The following is a 16,185-nucleotide window of genomic DNA, read 5'->3' on the forward strand; positions in this document are numbered from 1 at the left end:
AATTACCACACAAAATTAGTATTGTCGTTTTTATTAAATTTGCCAAAAATTCTATGCAGAACGACATCGTAAAATGTGGTTTAACGGAACAAAAAGGCAGCCGTTTTGTAGACACCATCGGAAAAGAAGCCTATGTCTGGTGTGAAAAAGACTGGAAACATGACGATCATGAGCATGCCCATCACCGTGCCCAACTTACCTTTGTGGAAGAGGGCTATCAGTATTTTCATATTGACCAGAAGATCTATCTTGTACCGCAATACCATGTCATCTGGGTTCCTTCGGGAAAGGCACACCGGATTACTTCTGAGGCAAAAACTGTCAATCTGATGGTCTTTTTATTTAAAACCGTTTTTAAGGACGATTTTTATAAGGATGTTCACGTTTTTACCGTTCCTCCGGTTTTAAAGGAAATGCTTTTGTATGCTTCCAAATGGAACCAGTTAACGGAAGAAGATGAGGAGCAGGATCTGTTTTTTAGGGCGATTTTAAAAAGTCTGCCCAATTTCTGCAAAGAAAGCAGTTATCTTGAAATTCCCGTTCCGTCGGATGTGAGACTTATTCCTGTCTGTACTTACATCAATTCTAATTTTAAATACAGCCTGACTGCTGATGAACTTGCAGAAAAGGCACAAATGTCTGTCCGTAGCCTACAGAGAATATTTAAGAGTGAAACCGGAATTACACTTCAGAAATACCATCAGCTCGTAAGAATTCTGAAAAGTATAGAATTGATAGATACGGGACAGTTTACACTAAGCCAGATCGCCTACAAAGTAGGCTACCAGAGCTTATCTGCATTTACATCTTCTTATTACGCCATAATGAAGTCTAAACCTAAGGTAAAAAAGGTAAGTTAAGGTGTTTCGTCGTGTGCCATGTCCACCGGTTTAGATTCCGGCGATCCTTTTTCACGAAGCCAAATAGAGAGTATAACAATAGAGAAAACCGCCAGAAATTCACTCTGCCAGTTCTGAAAAGATTCAAACCAAAACCGGGAGTCTGATATATAGTGCATAGCGAAAACCGTGGGTTCATGTTTTACCATCTGTTCTTCATTATAGTCTTTGAGACTGCCATAAAAGTGCATTCCAAAGCTTGTCAGAAATAAAAGGGCAAAAGCTAAGGATAAGGAGTGTTTGTATAAGGCAAGCCATATTCCGCCTTTCTTAACTGGCCACGGGGCTTTTGCATGAGGTTGCGGTTCTTTATCCACCTCTTCTTTTTCCTCCAGAGATTTGGATTCACTTGAACCTTTTTGTCTTAAAGAAACGGTGAGGACAATATACAGCATCATCTGAAGAAATTCTCTTTCCCAGTTCTCAAATGTGGCCTGTATAAAATGTCCGCTGTGAATATAATTTCCAAGAGTAAGCATTGTGCTTCCCTGTTCTGCTAGTTCTTTATTTAATGTTTTCCATCCTGTAAAAAACTGCCCCAACAGACAGGCCACCATGAGGCCAAGCACTACAATACTTAAACTGTTCCGGTAAAAGAAACTTTTTTTAGACATGGTAACAAGTTAAAATGACGATTGAAACTTTTTTATCCATTAAGGATCAGCCCTCCATTGGGATGAAGAACCTGTCCGGTGATCTGGGCCGCTCCATTTCCAGCAAGAAATAAAAAGCTGGCCGCAATTTCTTCAGGAGTAGCATTTCTTTCGAAAGGTGGTTTGTTGGGATCTTCCTCATCTTCTCCAAAGGTTTCTTTGGTAAGGGGTGTAGCCACTGGTCCAGGTGCCACAGCATTGATCCGAATTCCTTTTGGTTTTGCCTGTAAAGCCAGCGATCGCGTGAAAGAAACTATTGCCCCTTTCGTTGCTGCATAATCCAGCAGTTCAGGATGCCCCTGATAAGCCGTTGCTGATGTGGTATTGATCACGGAACTACCTTGCTTCAGATAGGGAAAAACTACTTTGGTGAGCAGAATCATTCCTATAACATTGGAGTCAAAAGTTGTTCTGATGTTTTTTTCTTCCAGCTCTTCAATGCTTTTTGCAGGAAACTGTACGCCGGCATTATTGATCAGAATATCGATTCCCCCAAATGCGGATACTACTTTTTTAGCAACATCCTCACAGAAATCATAATCATTGATATCTCCTTTAAACAGGATACATTGTCTTCCCAGTTTTTCAATTTCCAGCTTCGTTTTTCCGGCATCCTGATCATCCGTATGGTAAATAATGGCAATATCAGCTCCTTCCTGCGCAAAAAGCAAAGCGGTTGCCTTACCGATTCCACTGTCAGCTCCTGTAATAAGCGCCGATTTCTTTTCCAGTTGCTTCATTGAATTATTTTAAAATCAACAACTGATTGATCTCACTTTTAAAACATCCTAAAATAAACTCCGTATAATACATCTGAGCATTCAAAGCCTGTGTCTTAGGATGCAGTTCCAGTTTTTTGGTAAGAATAATCTCACCTTTATACGAAAATGAAAAATAGGCGAAAATCTTATACATAGAGTTTCTTATCGGAGTGAAATAGCCTGTGGTGGCAATTGACCAGTCTGATTCAAAGAGTTTTGCTACGTTCAGTGCCATAGTTCGTACTACATTTTCAGATACGCAGTCACATTCTTCCGCTTCTCCTCTGTCTACCTGCAATAGTTTTACTTTTTGAGGAAGTGTATAGGCTGTCATGCCCCCTTTGTAAAAAAGAGAGGCATTAGGCATCTGTGAAAAAGCCAGCTGCAGGCATCCGGAAGTAACGCCTTCCGCCACTGCAATTGTTTCGCCTGCAGTCATAATAGACTGGCTGATATATTCTAAAAGATTTTTTTGAAATTCCATGATTTTAAATATTTAGTGTGGTGTGAAGGGTATTCGTGGTCTACGCGTTTCTTTCCGGTTCAAGATCCCAAACTCTGTGTTTGGAAACTGCTGTGATGAATTGCTTATCAGAACTGCTGTCTTTCCAGATCACTACTGCCGGATCTTCATGTTTTTTCGCAGCAATATTGCTGTTGTTATAAAGTTCTTCTGTCTCTGCTCCAAAATAAACGGCTTTACAGTGTTTGTAAGCTTCATTGATGAACTGCAGCGTATGGTGTTTATTCTCCGGAGCCATAAGTTCTTTCGTTGATTTTTCTCCGGCACTGATGTATAAGGCATCAAAACATACACTTGCAATGCTCGTAAGAGAATGTTTTGGAGTAAGTGCTGATCCGTCTTTGGTGGTGACGGGAGCTACACTGGGTGCGATAAGTTCTACTTTTGCCCCTTCCGATTCAAGTTTTGATTTTAAATCATTGAGTGCTTTTCCATCTGTACCATTAGCGATGATACATCCTATCTTTCTGCTTTTAATGGTATCTTTTACCGTATCTTTCATGCTCAGCACATCAGAAACCTTAGTTTTAGGTTCCTTTTCTTCGCTCTGAAGTTCAGATGCATTTCCGTCTGCCGGTATACTTTGGTTGGGTTCTTTCAGCTTTTTCACTTTCACTCCAACTTTGTCTGCAACTTTTTGCGCCAAAGTCTTATCAATAAAAGCAAGCTGTCCTACCATCCTTTCACGGATCTCCGGAATCGTTACTTTTGAAAGTTCAAAAATAAGGGCATTCTGAAGGTGGGTTTGTTCAGGAGCTGACTGGCTGTTGTAAAATAATTTTGCCTGTGAATAATGATCTACAAAACTCTCGCTTCTTCTTCTGACCTTTTCGCCGGAAACTCTTTCTTCCTGAGAAACAAATCCTCCTTCCGACATCATCGCCTGATAAGGACATCCTCCGCCAATGGAATTAGGCTCGTAGCTTACTTTACCTTTTACGATCTGCTGTCTCATATGTCCGTCACGCTGATTGTTGTGAACGGTATTCACAGATCTGTTGATCGGAATCTCATGGAAATTAGGAGATCCTAATCTGGATAACTGGGTATCTGTATAGGAAAACAGTCTTCCCTGAAGCAGAGGGTCATTGGTAAAATCTATGCCGGGGACAAGGTGTCCGGGATGAAATGCGACCTGTTCGGTTTCAGCAAAAAAGTTGTCCGGATTTTTATTAAGTGTTAATGTTCCGAAAATCTCTACAGGAACTTCTTCTTCAGGAATTAATTTGGTAGGATCCAGAAGATCAAAATCGAATTTGTGCTCATCTTCTTCCGGAATCAGCTGTACACCGAAATCCCATTCCGGAAAAGCCCCGCTTTCAATGGCTTCCCATAAATCTCTTTTGTGAAAATCGGGATCTACACCGGATATTCTCTGGGCTTCATCCCAGGCTACAGAGTGTACTCCCAGTTTCGGTTTAAAGTGAAATTTAACGAAATGTACCTTGCCTTCTTCATTGATGAATTTAAAGGAATGTACCCCGAAACCTTCCATCATTCTTAAACTTCTTGGAATGGCTCTGTCGCTCATCACCCACATGATCATATGCATACTTTCGGGCATCAGTGATATGAAGTCCCAGAATGTATCATGTGCGGAAGCCGCCTGCGGTATTTCATTGTCTGGTTCCGGTTTTACAGCATGGATAAGATCAGGGAATTTTATAGCATCCTGTATAAAAAAGACCGGTACATTATTTCCTACGAGGTCATAATTGCCTTCATCTGTATAAAACTTGATGGCAAAACCTCTGACATCTCTGGCCAGATCAGTACTTCCCTTACTTCCTGCAACGGTTGAGAATCTTACAAAAACAGGGGTTTCATCTCCTACGTTATTCAAAAATTTTGCTTTTGTATACGCTTTGAGACTTTTGTTTAACTTAAAAACGCCATGTGCTCCTGAACCTCTTGCATGAACTACTCTTTCGGGAATTCTTTCATGATCAAAATGGGTAATCTTTTCTCTCAGAATAAAATCCTCCAGAAGTGTAGGACCTCTTTCACCGGCTTTAAGCGAATCCTGGTTATTATTGATTTTAAGTCCCTGATCCGTTGTCAGTTTCTCGTTTTCATTAGAGGTACTGTGCGTATTCAGCTGGTCCAACTTTTTATTCTTTTGGGTGTCGTTTTTCATATCAATTTTTTTGGTGGTGTGAATGGCAAAAAGTCAAACAATATTGGTGATAGGATTATTCTGTGCTTATCCTGTCTTTTTCCAAAGTGCTCAGTAGTTTATTCAAATATTCTTCTTCTTTTAATACTTTGTAATACGCTGTTTTGGCATATAAAGTGAAAGAAGAGTTCTCAATTTTTATTTCGGTATCCACAGGCGCTGTAGATTCAGTTCTCTCGCCGTGATATTCGCGGATATTCAGGATGTATTCGTTGATGTAGTTATCGATCACATTTTTCAGAATATCGCACTTGGCATTGTTCTTTATCTTTTCCACTGATTTGATCAGAAAAGCGGTGACTCCGTACGAATTGATAACGCTAGGGAATAAAGATTCATTCTCTATCATATTGTTTTTATCATTCAGTCCGGAATGTTTTAAAGTGTCATTTTCAAATATCATATACTCATTGGTTATTAGTTATCGGAAACTTTTAAATATTTCTCAAAATAATGAAGGTCTTCCTTGTCTTTGATCGAAAGATAAAACATGATTTGTTCCGGTTCTTTCCATCCAATACTGCTGAAACTGTCAAAATGTGCAATCAGCGCCTGAATATTTTCAATTTCAATGTCCTTTAAAATGACAAACAGTAAAAATATATTATCCCTGATCTCTTTAGCATAAACTGCTGCCCCATCCTCGAACCAGCTTCCTTTATGGGGTACTTTGATGAAATCTTTGTGCTTTAAAGTCTTTACTATTTTCTGACAATCCATAAATCTGAGTATCGCGGTTATATTGAGCGTCCAAATAAGTCTATATAACTTATTATGAGCCGGTTATTCATTTCAATCAATTCTCTGAATAGTGGTCGCCAAAATCTCCAGTATGCTCAACTGAATTTTTATGCGTTAATATGGAATGATGTTTGCAACCCGGCAACGGTTTGGAATGATCATCTCACCCGGAAAGCGTATGCTTTCATGCTGCCCTTACTGAGGTCTTAAGAATTGTATTGAAACTTGAGATCTCAAATATACGCCGGAATAATTCACTTTTTTATGACTTGGATCATAATGAAGCCTTTAATACACAATTTTCCTATTTTCAATAGTAATATTTCCCTCTTTTTCCATCTTTTTTAAAGCCCTGATCACGGTTTCTACCCTTAACCCTACAAGATTTGCAATCTGCTGCCTGGTGAGTTCTATCTGAAAACAGCTTCCGCAACTGTCGTCATGATAACTCTTAAGATAATCCAGAAGCCCGGTCAGTCTTGAAATCGGGTTGAGTGATGCAATATTCTGCAGCATAATCGCTTTAAAATAAAGCCTTTGAGATAGACAGGCATTCATTTCCAAAGAAAGATGAGGATGTTTCTTTATCAATTCCAGAAACCGGTCTTTCGGTACTCTAATGATTTCTGCAGGAGCGATACAGACTGCATTCGTCGGATAGAATTTATCTAAAAAAAGCATTGAATCCCCAAAGCTCTGTTTTCCTCCAAAAATATTATGGATAAATTCTTTTCCTTCATCATCATAATTATTGAGTTTCACCTTTCCTTCTTTGATCTGGAAATAGTAAAGTGCATGGTCTCCCTCTCTGTATACAAGTTCACCTTTTTTATACTGTTTTACCTCTCCTCCCGATGAATATAACTGCTCTTCATCAATATTCATGCAGCTTATTGTTTTCATACGTATGTCTTTAAATATTTTCAATAAAAAATAGGGAATTTTATTATTGAAACCGCGTTTTTATATAAAATTTTTCGAGCTTTAATCTGAACCATTTTATTTCTTTCCATATGCTTGATGATTCTTATGACTTTCTTTGTCCGTAATCCTGTAAGGCTGGCCATTTAACAGGAGCATATAGGAATAGGGACTTTCATCTTCATAAAAGCTTTTAAGATAATCTCATAATAGTTTTATTTAAATTTTCTACAATCCTTCTCATCTTTCTTAGCGAAAATTTATTTGGCAAGCTTGTTTTGTATACTGCATGCAAATATCGAACCTTATCGATTGTGCAAAACGTTAAATAAAGTTAAAATAATTACTAAAATTCAATATAATTAAATTATTGTTTGAATTTTTAGCACAAATATCGTTTATAATTTTAAGTATTATCAAAAGTAAAATTAATATACGCAAAATGTATCCTCACAGCCAACCGGAGGATATGAAAACCCGCCTTAATACAAAAACGGGTTCTAAAAAATCTATGAAGATAAAATTATTTTTTGATGGCTTTCGCAGTATCCATTTTCTTAGCGGCACCAGTATCTGTCGCGTGCAATGTATCTGAAGGCATTGGAGCCGCAAGCGTGTCAGCAGGCATGGTATCAATAACCACACTGTCTGATTTTACAGAAGTATCTACTTTAGTTTCTTTTTTACAGCTTAATACCGTTAAGCCTAAAAGCATGAGTAAAACGGAGAATTTCATAATCATTATATTTTATTGGGTATACCCAAAGATAATTTAATTACAAAACGTCATTTTATGATTAGAATCATAATGTTTTATTTTTGATTATTTCGCAAACTTTTTGGTTCCTGCCACACATAAAATGACCCCGATGGTAACGCCAAGCATTCCTATACTCACCTGCTCATGAAGGAAATAGGCTGCAAGTCCAAGTCCGAAAAAAGGCTGCAGCAGCTGCAGTTGTCCCACAGTAGCAATACCACCCTGTGCAAGACCTTTGTACCAGAATATAAATCCGATGAACATGCTGAAAAGAGAAATATAAGCCATTCCAAACCATCCCTGAAAACTTACGGTCTCAATATGTTCGGGGAAATAGATAAAAAACAAAGGAATCATCACCGGCAAAGCCAATACCAAAGCCCAGGAAATCACCTGCCAGCCGCCTAATGTTTTTGAAAGTTTGGCACCTTCCGCATACCCCATTCCACATAAAATAACCGCCAGCAACATCAGAATATCGCCGATGGGTGAGGCTGAAATTCCCTGCGAAACGGCGTATCCGATCACCAAAAGACTTCCAATAATTGAGAAGAACCAAAATATAGGATGCGGGCGCTCTCCACCACGCAGAACCCCAAATATAGCGGTTGCCAGAGGAAGCATTCCTAAAAACACAATAGAATGTGCCGAGGTCAGATATTGAAGTGCCAGTGCAGAAAGCAGCGGAAACCCCACCACACAACCGATGGAAACCAGCAGAAGAGGAAATATCTGTTTTTTTTCAGGACGCTTTTCCTTATAGATCATCAGGACAGAAAGGGCCAGAATTCCTGCAATGGCTGCACGGGCTATGGTTACAAAGATCGGGCTCATTTCCATGACAGCTAGTTTGGTGGCCGGCATTGATCCGCTGAACAGCAGTACCCCTATAAAGCCATTGATCCATCCGCTTACACTTTCGTCTTTTGATATTTTATCAGTCATCATTTTATTATCTTTTTTTAATGATTCAAAATTAGAAAGCTGAAATGAATAAACACAGTCTCAGTTTTGTATATTTGCATGAGCACAGTTGCAAAAAATATGAACAGAGAATTTATCTATAATGAGATCGCAGACGGAATAGCTTCCCAGATCAGAAATGGTCTGTTAAAGGCTGGAGATAAGCTTCCTTCGGTAAGAATGATGTGTCAGGAGCACCAGGTGAGCATGAATACGGCCAAACGGGTCTTTCTTGAACTTGAGTCACAGTCATTAATTGAATCCAAGCCGCAGTCAGGTTATTTTGTGAGCAGACTGATGTCTGTAAAACTCCCTCTTCCTGAAGTGAGCAGTCCATCACTGATGGCCAATAATAATGAACCGGATGAACTGATCAGCAAGGTGTATGAAAATATGGGTAAAAAAGGAATCACATTTTTCTCTATCGGAATTCCCTCCGGAGACCTTTTGCCACAGGCTAAATTGAAAAAAGAGATCATCAATGCGACCCGTGAATTAAAAGACGGAGGAACGGAATATGAGGAACTTCAGGGAAATTTAAAACTCCGCAGGATGATTGCGCTCCGCTCCCTTCAATGGGGTGGAAACTTCAGTGAAAACGATCTGGTGACCACCAATGGCGGCTTGAACGCCCTCTCCTTCTGTCTTATGGCTTTAGGAAAACCAGGTGATACGATCGCCATTGAAAGCCCTTGTTACCCGGGAATTCTCCAGCTGGCGAACGGTTTGGGGTTAAATGTTCTTGAGCTTCCCACGCACCCGACTACCGGTATTGAAATTGATGCTTTAAGAAAAGTAATTCCACAGATTAATCTGTGTTTGCTGATTCCTAATTTCAACTCACCATTAGGAAGCTGTATGCCGGATGAAAATAAAAAAGAGATCGTAAGACTTCTGTCCGAAAATAATATTCCCCTGATTGAAGACGACGTCTATGGCGACCTTTATTTTGGTTCCAGCAGACCGAAATGCTGTAAATCTTTTGACAAGGATGGAAATGTTCTGTACTGCAGCTCTATTTCGAAGACTTTAGCTCCGGGATATCGTGTAGGTTGGATCGCTCCGGGCCGTTATAAAGACAAGATCATGAAGCTTAAGCTGCTGCATTCCACGTCTTCTATTTCGATTGTGAATGAAGCAGTTGCCAATTTTCTCAAATCAGGACGCTATGAAAAGCACCTCCAGCAGATGAGAAGGGCTCTTCAGAATAATTATCAGAATTACGTACAGACCATCGCTGACTATTTTCCGGAAGGCACAAAAACCAGCCGTCCACAGGGAGGTCTCTCACTCTGGGTAGAATTCGACAAAAAGATCCGGACCACTGAACTTTATGATCTGGCGATTAAACAGAACATCAGTATTGCTCCCGGCAGGATGTTTACCCTTCAGGATCAGTTTGAAAACTGCATGCGTCTCTGTATTGGCCTTCCATGGACGGAAGAAACCAAATTATGCCTGCAGCAGGTCGGTAATCTAGCAAAAAAGATCTGATATTATTTGTCCGGAACAAAGTTTTTCCGGGCCAGTTCTTTTCTTACCCGGCTCAAGCTCTCAGGCGTGATTCCAAGGTAGGAAGCGATCATCCACTGCGGAACTCTGAGAAGAAGATCGGGATACATTTTGATGAACTTCATGTATCTTTCTTCGGCCGTTTCGCCCAGCAGGGAATTGATTCTGTTCTGAAGGCTTCTGATGTGTTTCTGCAATAAGAAATCACTTCTTTCGATACTGTTCGGGAACTGTTCTACCAATTTATTGAAGAAATCGGGATGAAGAAACAGAACTTCTGTGTCTTCCACCGCTTCTATATAGTAAATGGATTTTTCGTTAAAATAAAGACTGCTTCGGTCAGAAATCAGCCAACTTTCAGGGGCAAACTGTATGATGTGCTCTTTTCCGTTTTTATCGATGGAATACATCTTTAAAAGCCCTTTTTCTACAAAGAATATATGCCTGCATATTTCACCATACTGTAAAAGAAACTGATTTTTAGGGATTTTCTTTACTTCATAGTGTAAGCTGCACATGTTCACTTTTTCTATAGGAACATTGAGTACTTTAGCTAAATACGTGTTGATATTCTTCATTGTACAATCTGGCTTATAGATATGTCTTCATGTGAAGCGCTGTTGATCACTTTCCCTTCTTCAATAATGATCAGCTGCGGGCTCTCGTGCCTGATTTCAAGATCCTTAGATATTTTATTTGAAATCGCTCTGTGTTCCAGCAAATCTAGGTAATATAAATCCAGTTTATGATCTAAATTATCTATTTCTCTTTCAAAATTCTTCAATACCGTTTTGCTGATGAAGCATCGTGTAGAATGTTTGAAAATAGCTATTCTATGATGATACGAACTTTCAATTGCTCTGGCCAAATCTTCCTCAGATTCTATTTTTTTCCAGAAAGATTTACGTTCAGGGTTGTCTCCTTTTCCTCCGAATATTTTATCAAAAAAACTCATACATTAAATTGTTTTAAATGATGATCAAGATGTTTGTACTCTAAAAATCCCCAGTCTTTTTCAGTCATTGTACCGAATAACCTGTGACGGTCAGGAAGCTCTTTATGTTCAGATGCCGTCCGGAAGTCTTTCAGTGTATTCAGCAGATTGGTTTTTGATCTATCAAAATCACATTCAAAATTAACGATTAGTTTTTGAAAAGTAGGCATGTTTCGGGGAATTCCGTTGTTAAAGACCTGCATTTCTATTTTGGTTGCCGCTCCTATCGTTTCAAAAAGGATATTAATCCTGGGAAGTTCAATTTTCCTCAATGGTACCTTAAGAACAAGATCACAGTGTGTTAACATCTGGGAAACGTCCATTTCCCCCCATCTCTGGGGAGTGTTTTCAGTGAGCTGGGAAATCCTTTGGATGATCTCCTCAAAATAAACCGGATTGTGCAGACTCTTTTTTACCACCCTTTTTCCTTCTTCAGGTTTTCGATGTGAGCAAAATGATGGTTGCAGTGCCAGACATACAGCGCAAGATAATTTCTCAGATCATAATTCTGGTTTTGTTCCGGATGGTGAAAAGTCCGCTCAAATTGCTTATTGGTAAGGGTTTTAAGCAAAGCTGCCCATCTCTGATGCGTTCCTTTGATCATTCTCATGGCAGGTTTTATAGGCATACTGACACTATCCTGAAGTTCTGCCCATTTCGCTTCATCATAAGGTCTTATGGTTGGATTATCTTCCGTTAATGCCAGTTTAAGACGGATAAAACTGTTGATATGACTGTCTGCAATATGGTTCACAAGCTGTCTTACCGTCCATCCTCCTTCTCTGTAAGGGGTGTCAAGCTGATCATCAGAAAGGTTCTCTATTGAGTTTTTCAGTTTTTCAGGGAAATTTTTGATGACTTTAATGTACTCATCAAGTTTAATATCGCAGATGTTCTCAGGCTGCTGGTACTCACCTATCGGAAACCTCTTCTGGTCTAAGTTGCTCATTTTGTTAATTTTAATTTTTAAAGTCTCAGTTTTTGTCCGGTCAATATTTTATGGACGTTGTTTAAATTGCAGTTTTTGTAAATGTATCAAAAATCCAAGAATCTAAAATGAAAAAAGCGTTAATTATGCTCATTATCCTATAGAAATCCGGAATAATTTACTGATAAAAAAAGCTCCAATTCTATTAAATTGAAGCTTATTATTTAAATCGCTGTGCTAGTAACCATGCAAATCGATGCCCTCGGTTCTTTGTAACGTTATTTTCTTACCCATTTTCTTTTGAATCACTCTGAAATGCTGCAGTTCATCATCCGTCAAAATATTGATAGCCGTTCCTTTTTCATGGGCACGACCTGTTCTACCAATTCGGTGAATATAATCAAGCGGCGAACGTGGCAATTCGTAATTGATGACGCAAGGTAAAGACTCAATGTGTATCCCACGGCCAATAAGGTCGGTAGCTACTAAAATCTGAGCTCCGTTTACTTTAAACTCTTCCAGATTATTTCTACGGGCACCCTGTGATTTCTGACTGTGGATGGCCACTGCCTTAATTTTATTCTTTTTAAGCTTTTCTACCAGATTATCTGCAGATCTTGTGGATGAAACAAAAATCAAAGCTTTTTCAACTTTCTTTTCTTTAATTAAATAACGTAAGAAAGGTCCTTTATTTTCAGGAGACACATGATAGGCCAGCTGTTCAATATTATCGATCTCAACTTCTTCCTTTTTAATCTCGATCATCGTAGGATTAATGGACAGCCGCTCCTTCATTTCAGCTACTTTATCGTTTAAGGTCGCCGAAAACAATGTCGTCTGCCTTCCGACAGGTATCAGAGCGAAAATCTTATTCATTTCTTCCCCAAAACCTAACTGAAACATTTTATCCGCTTCATCAATGACCAAATGCTGAATTCCTGAAATACTTAAAGCATTATGATCGATCAAATCCAGTAAACGCCCCGGCGTTGCGATAAGCACTTCTACCCCAAACATTCCTTTCATCTGCGGATTGATGGAAACTCCCCCATAAACCGCCATGGTACGGATCTCTCGCTTCAGGTTTTCTGTAAAGGCCCTGAAAACTTCATCAATCTGAATCGCCAGTTCACGGGTAGGAACCAATATTAATACCTGAACATTACGGTCTTTTTTAACTTCTGCGTTTTGTAACTTTTCTAAAATAGGCATCACAAAACAAGCTGTTTTTCCGGAACCTGTCTGTGCAATTCCCATTAGATCTTTCCCCTGCAAAATAACAGGAATGGCCTGCTCCTGAATCGGGAACGGCTTGAGATAGCCTAATTTGTTGACAGAACGAATAATATTGTGTGATAATCCTAACGACTCAAATGACATAAAATACTTATTTCCTGCAAAGATAAGCTATTGATATTTGGTTTATAACCCGAAACCGGTTACTGATTGCAATTATTTTCTTTTTTGACGAAAAAATTTATATTGCCTATTTGTCCGATAATTAAGTTTTGGAGAGTTTTTTGAGTAATTTTAGCAAAAATTCGAGAAATCTAAATATGAAAAAAGCGTTAATAATCGTAGATGTACAGAATGATTTCTGTGAAGGCGGCGCATTAGCAGTTCCGGAAGCGAATGAAGTAATTCCGTATATTAATCTACTGATGGAGGAAAATGAGTATGACCAAATCGTTCTTACCCAGGACTGGCACCCTGCCGATCATAAAAGTTTTGCCAGCAACAACAACAGGAAAGTCGGTGAAAGTATTATCCTGAACGGTGTTCCACAGTTTATGTGGCCTGATCACTGTATCCAGGGCACTTTCGGGGCAGAATTCCATAAAGATTTAAACAGAGATAAAGTCACCCATATTATTCAAAAAGGAAAAAACACTGAGATCGACAGTTACAGCGGATTTCAGGACAACAACCATTTTATGAAGACGGGACTTGATGATTTCCTTAAATACCATGAGATCCAGCTGCTTGAAGTGGTAGGTCTTGCCATGGATTACTGTGTGAAATTCACCTGTACGGATGCAGTGGCCAACGGCTATATCACCTGTCTGCATTTCAACGGAACAAAAGCAGTCAACGTAAAACCGGATAATGGCAGAGATGCCATCTATGAAATGATCCAGAAGGGGGTTACAATTTTGGGATAGTTTTTTGATGAGTGGTCAATGGTGAATTGCGAGTGATGAATTTTTGCAGTATTCACATAACTTTCTACTTATAATTGTATTTAAATAATAAAGACGTGGGAATATTTTCTGCGTCTTTTTTGATACATATAAGTCTGTTTAACTACCCCGTTTTTTTTCTTTACAAAAACCCACCTCTTCAAATAAGGGAAATGTTGCCGAGAACTATTTCCCATACATATAGATATTTCCACGCAGCAACCCGGAACCCGAATCTCGCAACCAACTTAACCATACAATTTCAATCCCACTTCTAAGATAATTATCTATATTTGAAAGAAATACGTTGAATGAAAAAAAGTACTTTAATAGCTGCATTGTTCATTGCAGTTATAGGAAAAGCTCAAAACACGACAGATCGCGAATTTAAATATCTGGAATATGATATTCAGAAAATCCAACATCTTTACAAAGATAAAAAGAGCTCTGTAAAAGAAGTTGTAGAAGCTTATCTGAAGCGTATTAATGATATTGATAAGAACGGGGTAAAATTGAACTCAATTATTACCATTAATCCGGATGCTATCAAAATTGCAGATTCTTTGGATCATATTGATTCAAAATTTAAAAATAAACCCCTGTTTGGAATTCCTGTTTTGTTGAAAGACAATATAGACACTCATGACAAAATGCCCAATACAGCGGGATCTCTAGCACTGAAGAATTCATTTCCACTGCAGGACAGCTATCTCGTGAAAAAATTAAGAGAAGGCGGTGCCGTAATCATCGGAAAAACCAATCTCAGCGAATGGGCCAACTTCCGGGGAATGAAATCTACCAGTGGCTGGAGCGGACTCGGTGGTCTGACAAAAAACCCATATATTTTAGACAGAAATACCTGCGGATCCAGTGCAGGTTCCGGAGCTGCCATCTCTGCCAATCTGGGCATTGTAGCTATCGGTACGGAAACCAATGGATCTATCGTCTGCCCTTCCAGTATCAATGGAATTGTAGGACTAAAACCAACAGTCGGATTGATTTCAAGACAGGGAATCATTCCTATCTCAAGCACACAGGACACCCCTGGTCCAATGGCAAGAACTGTGAGAGACGTTGCAATAAGTTTAGGAACTATGGTTGGTGAAGATAAAAATGATGTGAAAACCTTCGGTAATACTCCGTTTCTCCATAAAGACTACACCCGATTCCTGACTTTAGCAGGATTGAAAGGTAAAAGATTAGGATACGTAAAGGGAATTACTCAGGGAGCCAGTAAAAAAGTAGATGAATTATTTTTACAAACCCTAAAAGTTTTAGAAAGTCAGGGCGCAGTTATCGTAGAAATAGAAAAAGATTTACTTTCCGGAGAAGTCCATGAAAAATCTCTGGAGCTGATGATTGATGAGTACAAAGACGGAATAAACGATTATCTTGCCTCCCTGGGCAAAAATGCACCGGTAAAAAATATTGATGAACTGATTGCCTTCAATAAAAACAATAAAGAGGAACTCAAATATTTCGGGCAGGAATTCCTGGAACTGGCAGCCAAGAGTAAAGGAACACAAGAAGAAGGCTATGCAAAAGCAGTAAAAACAGCACAGGAAGGCAGCCGCGAAAAAGGGATTGATCTCGCCATGAAAAAATACAATCTGGATGCGATTATCTCCCCCACAACCACGGAAGCCTGGAAAACCGATTTAGAAAACGGAGACCATTATTCTTTCGGAAGCGCAGATGCAGCAGCCATCGCAGGATATCCAAGCATTACGCTAACGATGGGATATATCAACGGGCTTCCTGTCGGAATCCTGTTTTCTGCAGAAAAATGGAGCGAAGGAAAACTGATTAATATGGCTTATACTTTTGAACAGGCGAGCCCGCAGAGGAAAGTTCCGCAGTTTTTAAAGGAATAACGGGTTGCGGGTTCTGAGAAGATAGGGATTTAGTTTAACTTGAAGTTTAAATTAAATCAATTTAAAAACTTAAGAAGCGGGAAAGCTTTTTTCACGTAAAGTTCTACTTTAATACTGATGATTTAAGGCTGCAAAGAAGGAATCAATTTTCATTGATTTGATGAAGCGGATGTTTTAGCCGATAGCTTCATCAGTGACACAGTCACAGTCTTTGCCTTCCTCAAAACTATGCGTTACCAGGATGAACCTTTGCGTTAAAAAATTTTATCTGTTCTCCAAGTTGTGTAGGTGATCTGTTTT

At 39.1% G+C, this 16,185-nt stretch carries 18 protein-coding genes; 4 read left to right on the forward strand and 14 right to left on the reverse strand.

Annotated elements, in window-relative coordinates; translation table 11 throughout:
* The first annotated feature begins 53 nt into the window (after nucleotides 1-53).
* Nucleotides 54-860 carry an AraC family transcriptional regulator gene (locus tag LC419_RS13865; protein ID WP_223607924.1) on the forward strand — a complete coding sequence of 269 codons (807 nt, stop codon included), beginning with the start codon at nucleotides 54-56 and terminating at the stop codon, nucleotides 858-860.
* Here the strand turns inward: LC419_RS13865 and LC419_RS13870 are convergent.
* The 9 genes from LC419_RS13870 to LC419_RS13910 all read right to left on the reverse strand — a co-directional run bounded on the left by LC419_RS13870 (nucleotide 857) and on the right by LC419_RS13910 (nucleotide 8,382).
* Nucleotides 857-1,513, reverse strand: coding sequence for a DUF6766 family protein (locus LC419_RS13870; RefSeq protein WP_223607925.1), 657 nt, complete (start codon nucleotides 1,511-1,513; stop codon nucleotides 857-859). The two genes, LC419_RS13865 and LC419_RS13870, sit on opposite strands and share 4 nt — an antisense overlap.
* A gap of 32 nt (nucleotides 1,514-1,545) precedes the next feature.
* On the reverse strand, nucleotides 1,546-2,292 hold the full coding sequence (locus tag LC419_RS13875; RefSeq protein ID WP_223607926.1) for an SDR family oxidoreductase: 747 nt from the start codon (nucleotides 2,290-2,292) through the stop codon (nucleotides 1,546-1,548).
* Between the two features lie 4 nt (nucleotides 2,293-2,296).
* On the reverse strand, nucleotides 2,297-2,797 hold the full coding sequence (locus LC419_RS13880; protein WP_223607927.1) for a CinA family protein: 501 nt from the start codon (nucleotides 2,795-2,797) through the stop codon (nucleotides 2,297-2,299).
* 40 nt (nucleotides 2,798-2,837) lie between these two features.
* A complete protein-coding gene (locus LC419_RS13885; RefSeq protein ID WP_223607928.1) occupies nucleotides 2,838-4,973 on the reverse strand; it encodes a catalase in 2,136 nt (711 codons plus the stop codon).
* A gap of 55 nt (nucleotides 4,974-5,028) precedes the next feature.
* Entirely contained in the window at nucleotides 5,029-5,415 is a 387-nt protein-coding gene (locus tag LC419_RS13890; protein WP_223607929.1) for a hypothetical protein, read from the reverse strand.
* Between the two features lie 14 nt (nucleotides 5,416-5,429).
* On the reverse strand, nucleotides 5,430-5,732 hold the full coding sequence (locus tag LC419_RS13895) for a hypothetical protein (protein ID WP_223607930.1): 303 nt from the start codon (nucleotides 5,730-5,732) through the stop codon (nucleotides 5,430-5,432).
* Nucleotides 5,733-6,041: 309 nt separating this feature from the next.
* Nucleotides 6,042-6,656 carry a Crp/Fnr family transcriptional regulator gene (locus LC419_RS13900; protein ID WP_223607931.1) on the reverse strand — a complete coding sequence of 205 codons (615 nt, stop codon included), beginning with the start codon at nucleotides 6,654-6,656 and terminating at the stop codon, nucleotides 6,042-6,044.
* 541 nt (nucleotides 6,657-7,197) lie between these two features.
* Nucleotides 7,198-7,410, reverse strand: coding sequence for a hypothetical protein (locus LC419_RS13905; RefSeq protein WP_223607932.1), 213 nt, complete (start codon nucleotides 7,408-7,410; stop codon nucleotides 7,198-7,200).
* Nucleotides 7,411-7,497: 87 nt separating this feature from the next.
* Nucleotides 7,498-8,382, reverse strand: a complete 885-nt coding sequence (locus LC419_RS13910; protein WP_223607933.1) for a DMT family transporter — start codon at nucleotides 8,380-8,382, stop codon at nucleotides 7,498-7,500.
* A 96-nt stretch (nucleotides 8,383-8,478) separates the two neighbouring features.
* Here LC419_RS13910 and LC419_RS13915 point away from each other — a divergent pair, with 96 nt between their 5' ends.
* Nucleotides 8,479-9,891 (forward strand): PLP-dependent aminotransferase family protein, encoded by a 1,413-nt coding sequence (locus LC419_RS13915; protein WP_223607934.1) that lies wholly within the window; start codon nucleotides 8,479-8,481, stop codon nucleotides 9,889-9,891.
* A 2-nt stretch (nucleotides 9,892-9,893) separates the two neighbouring features.
* Here LC419_RS13915 and LC419_RS13920 read toward each other — a convergent pair whose 3' ends face one another.
* From LC419_RS13920 to LC419_RS13940, 5 genes are all read right to left on the reverse strand, one after another.
* Nucleotides 9,894-10,487 carry a Crp/Fnr family transcriptional regulator gene (locus LC419_RS13920; RefSeq protein WP_034730236.1) on the reverse strand — a complete coding sequence of 198 codons (594 nt, stop codon included), beginning with the start codon at nucleotides 10,485-10,487 and terminating at the stop codon, nucleotides 9,894-9,896.
* A complete protein-coding gene (gene ytxJ / locus LC419_RS13925; protein ID WP_223607935.1) occupies nucleotides 10,484-10,864 on the reverse strand; it encodes a bacillithiol system redox-active protein YtxJ in 381 nt (126 codons plus the stop codon). The genes LC419_RS13920 and ytxJ overlap by 4 nt, the downstream gene beginning before the upstream one ends.
* A complete protein-coding gene (locus tag LC419_RS13930) occupies nucleotides 10,861-11,322 on the reverse strand; it encodes a DUF1569 domain-containing protein (RefSeq protein ID WP_223607936.1) in 462 nt (153 codons plus the stop codon). Before LC419_RS13930 ends, ytxJ begins: the two co-directional genes overlap by 4 nt.
* A complete protein-coding gene (locus LC419_RS13935; protein ID WP_223607937.1) occupies nucleotides 11,316-11,852 on the reverse strand; it encodes a YfiT family bacillithiol transferase in 537 nt (178 codons plus the stop codon). Before LC419_RS13935 ends, LC419_RS13930 begins: the two co-directional genes overlap by 7 nt.
* 216 nt (nucleotides 11,853-12,068) lie before the next feature.
* Complete coding sequence (locus LC419_RS13940; protein WP_223607938.1) at nucleotides 12,069-13,211, reverse strand: DEAD/DEAH box helicase; 1,143 nt, start codon at nucleotides 13,209-13,211, stop codon at nucleotides 12,069-12,071.
* A gap of 176 nt (nucleotides 13,212-13,387) precedes the next feature.
* Here LC419_RS13940 and pncA point away from each other — a divergent pair, with 176 nt between their 5' ends.
* Nucleotides 13,388-13,993, forward strand: a complete 606-nt coding sequence (gene pncA / locus LC419_RS13945) for a bifunctional nicotinamidase/pyrazinamidase (RefSeq protein WP_223607939.1) — start codon at nucleotides 13,388-13,390, stop codon at nucleotides 13,991-13,993.
* 329 nt (nucleotides 13,994-14,322) lie between these two features.
* Entirely contained in the window at nucleotides 14,323-15,885 is a 1,563-nt protein-coding gene (locus tag LC419_RS13950; protein ID WP_223607940.1) for an amidase, read from the forward strand.
* The last annotated feature ends 300 nt before the right edge of the window (nucleotides 15,886-16,185 follow it).

The organism is Chryseobacterium sp. OSA05B (genome assembly GCF_019970065.1).
In the GTDB taxonomy this organism is placed as follows: domain Bacteria; phylum Bacteroidota; class Bacteroidia; order Flavobacteriales; family Weeksellaceae; genus Chryseobacterium.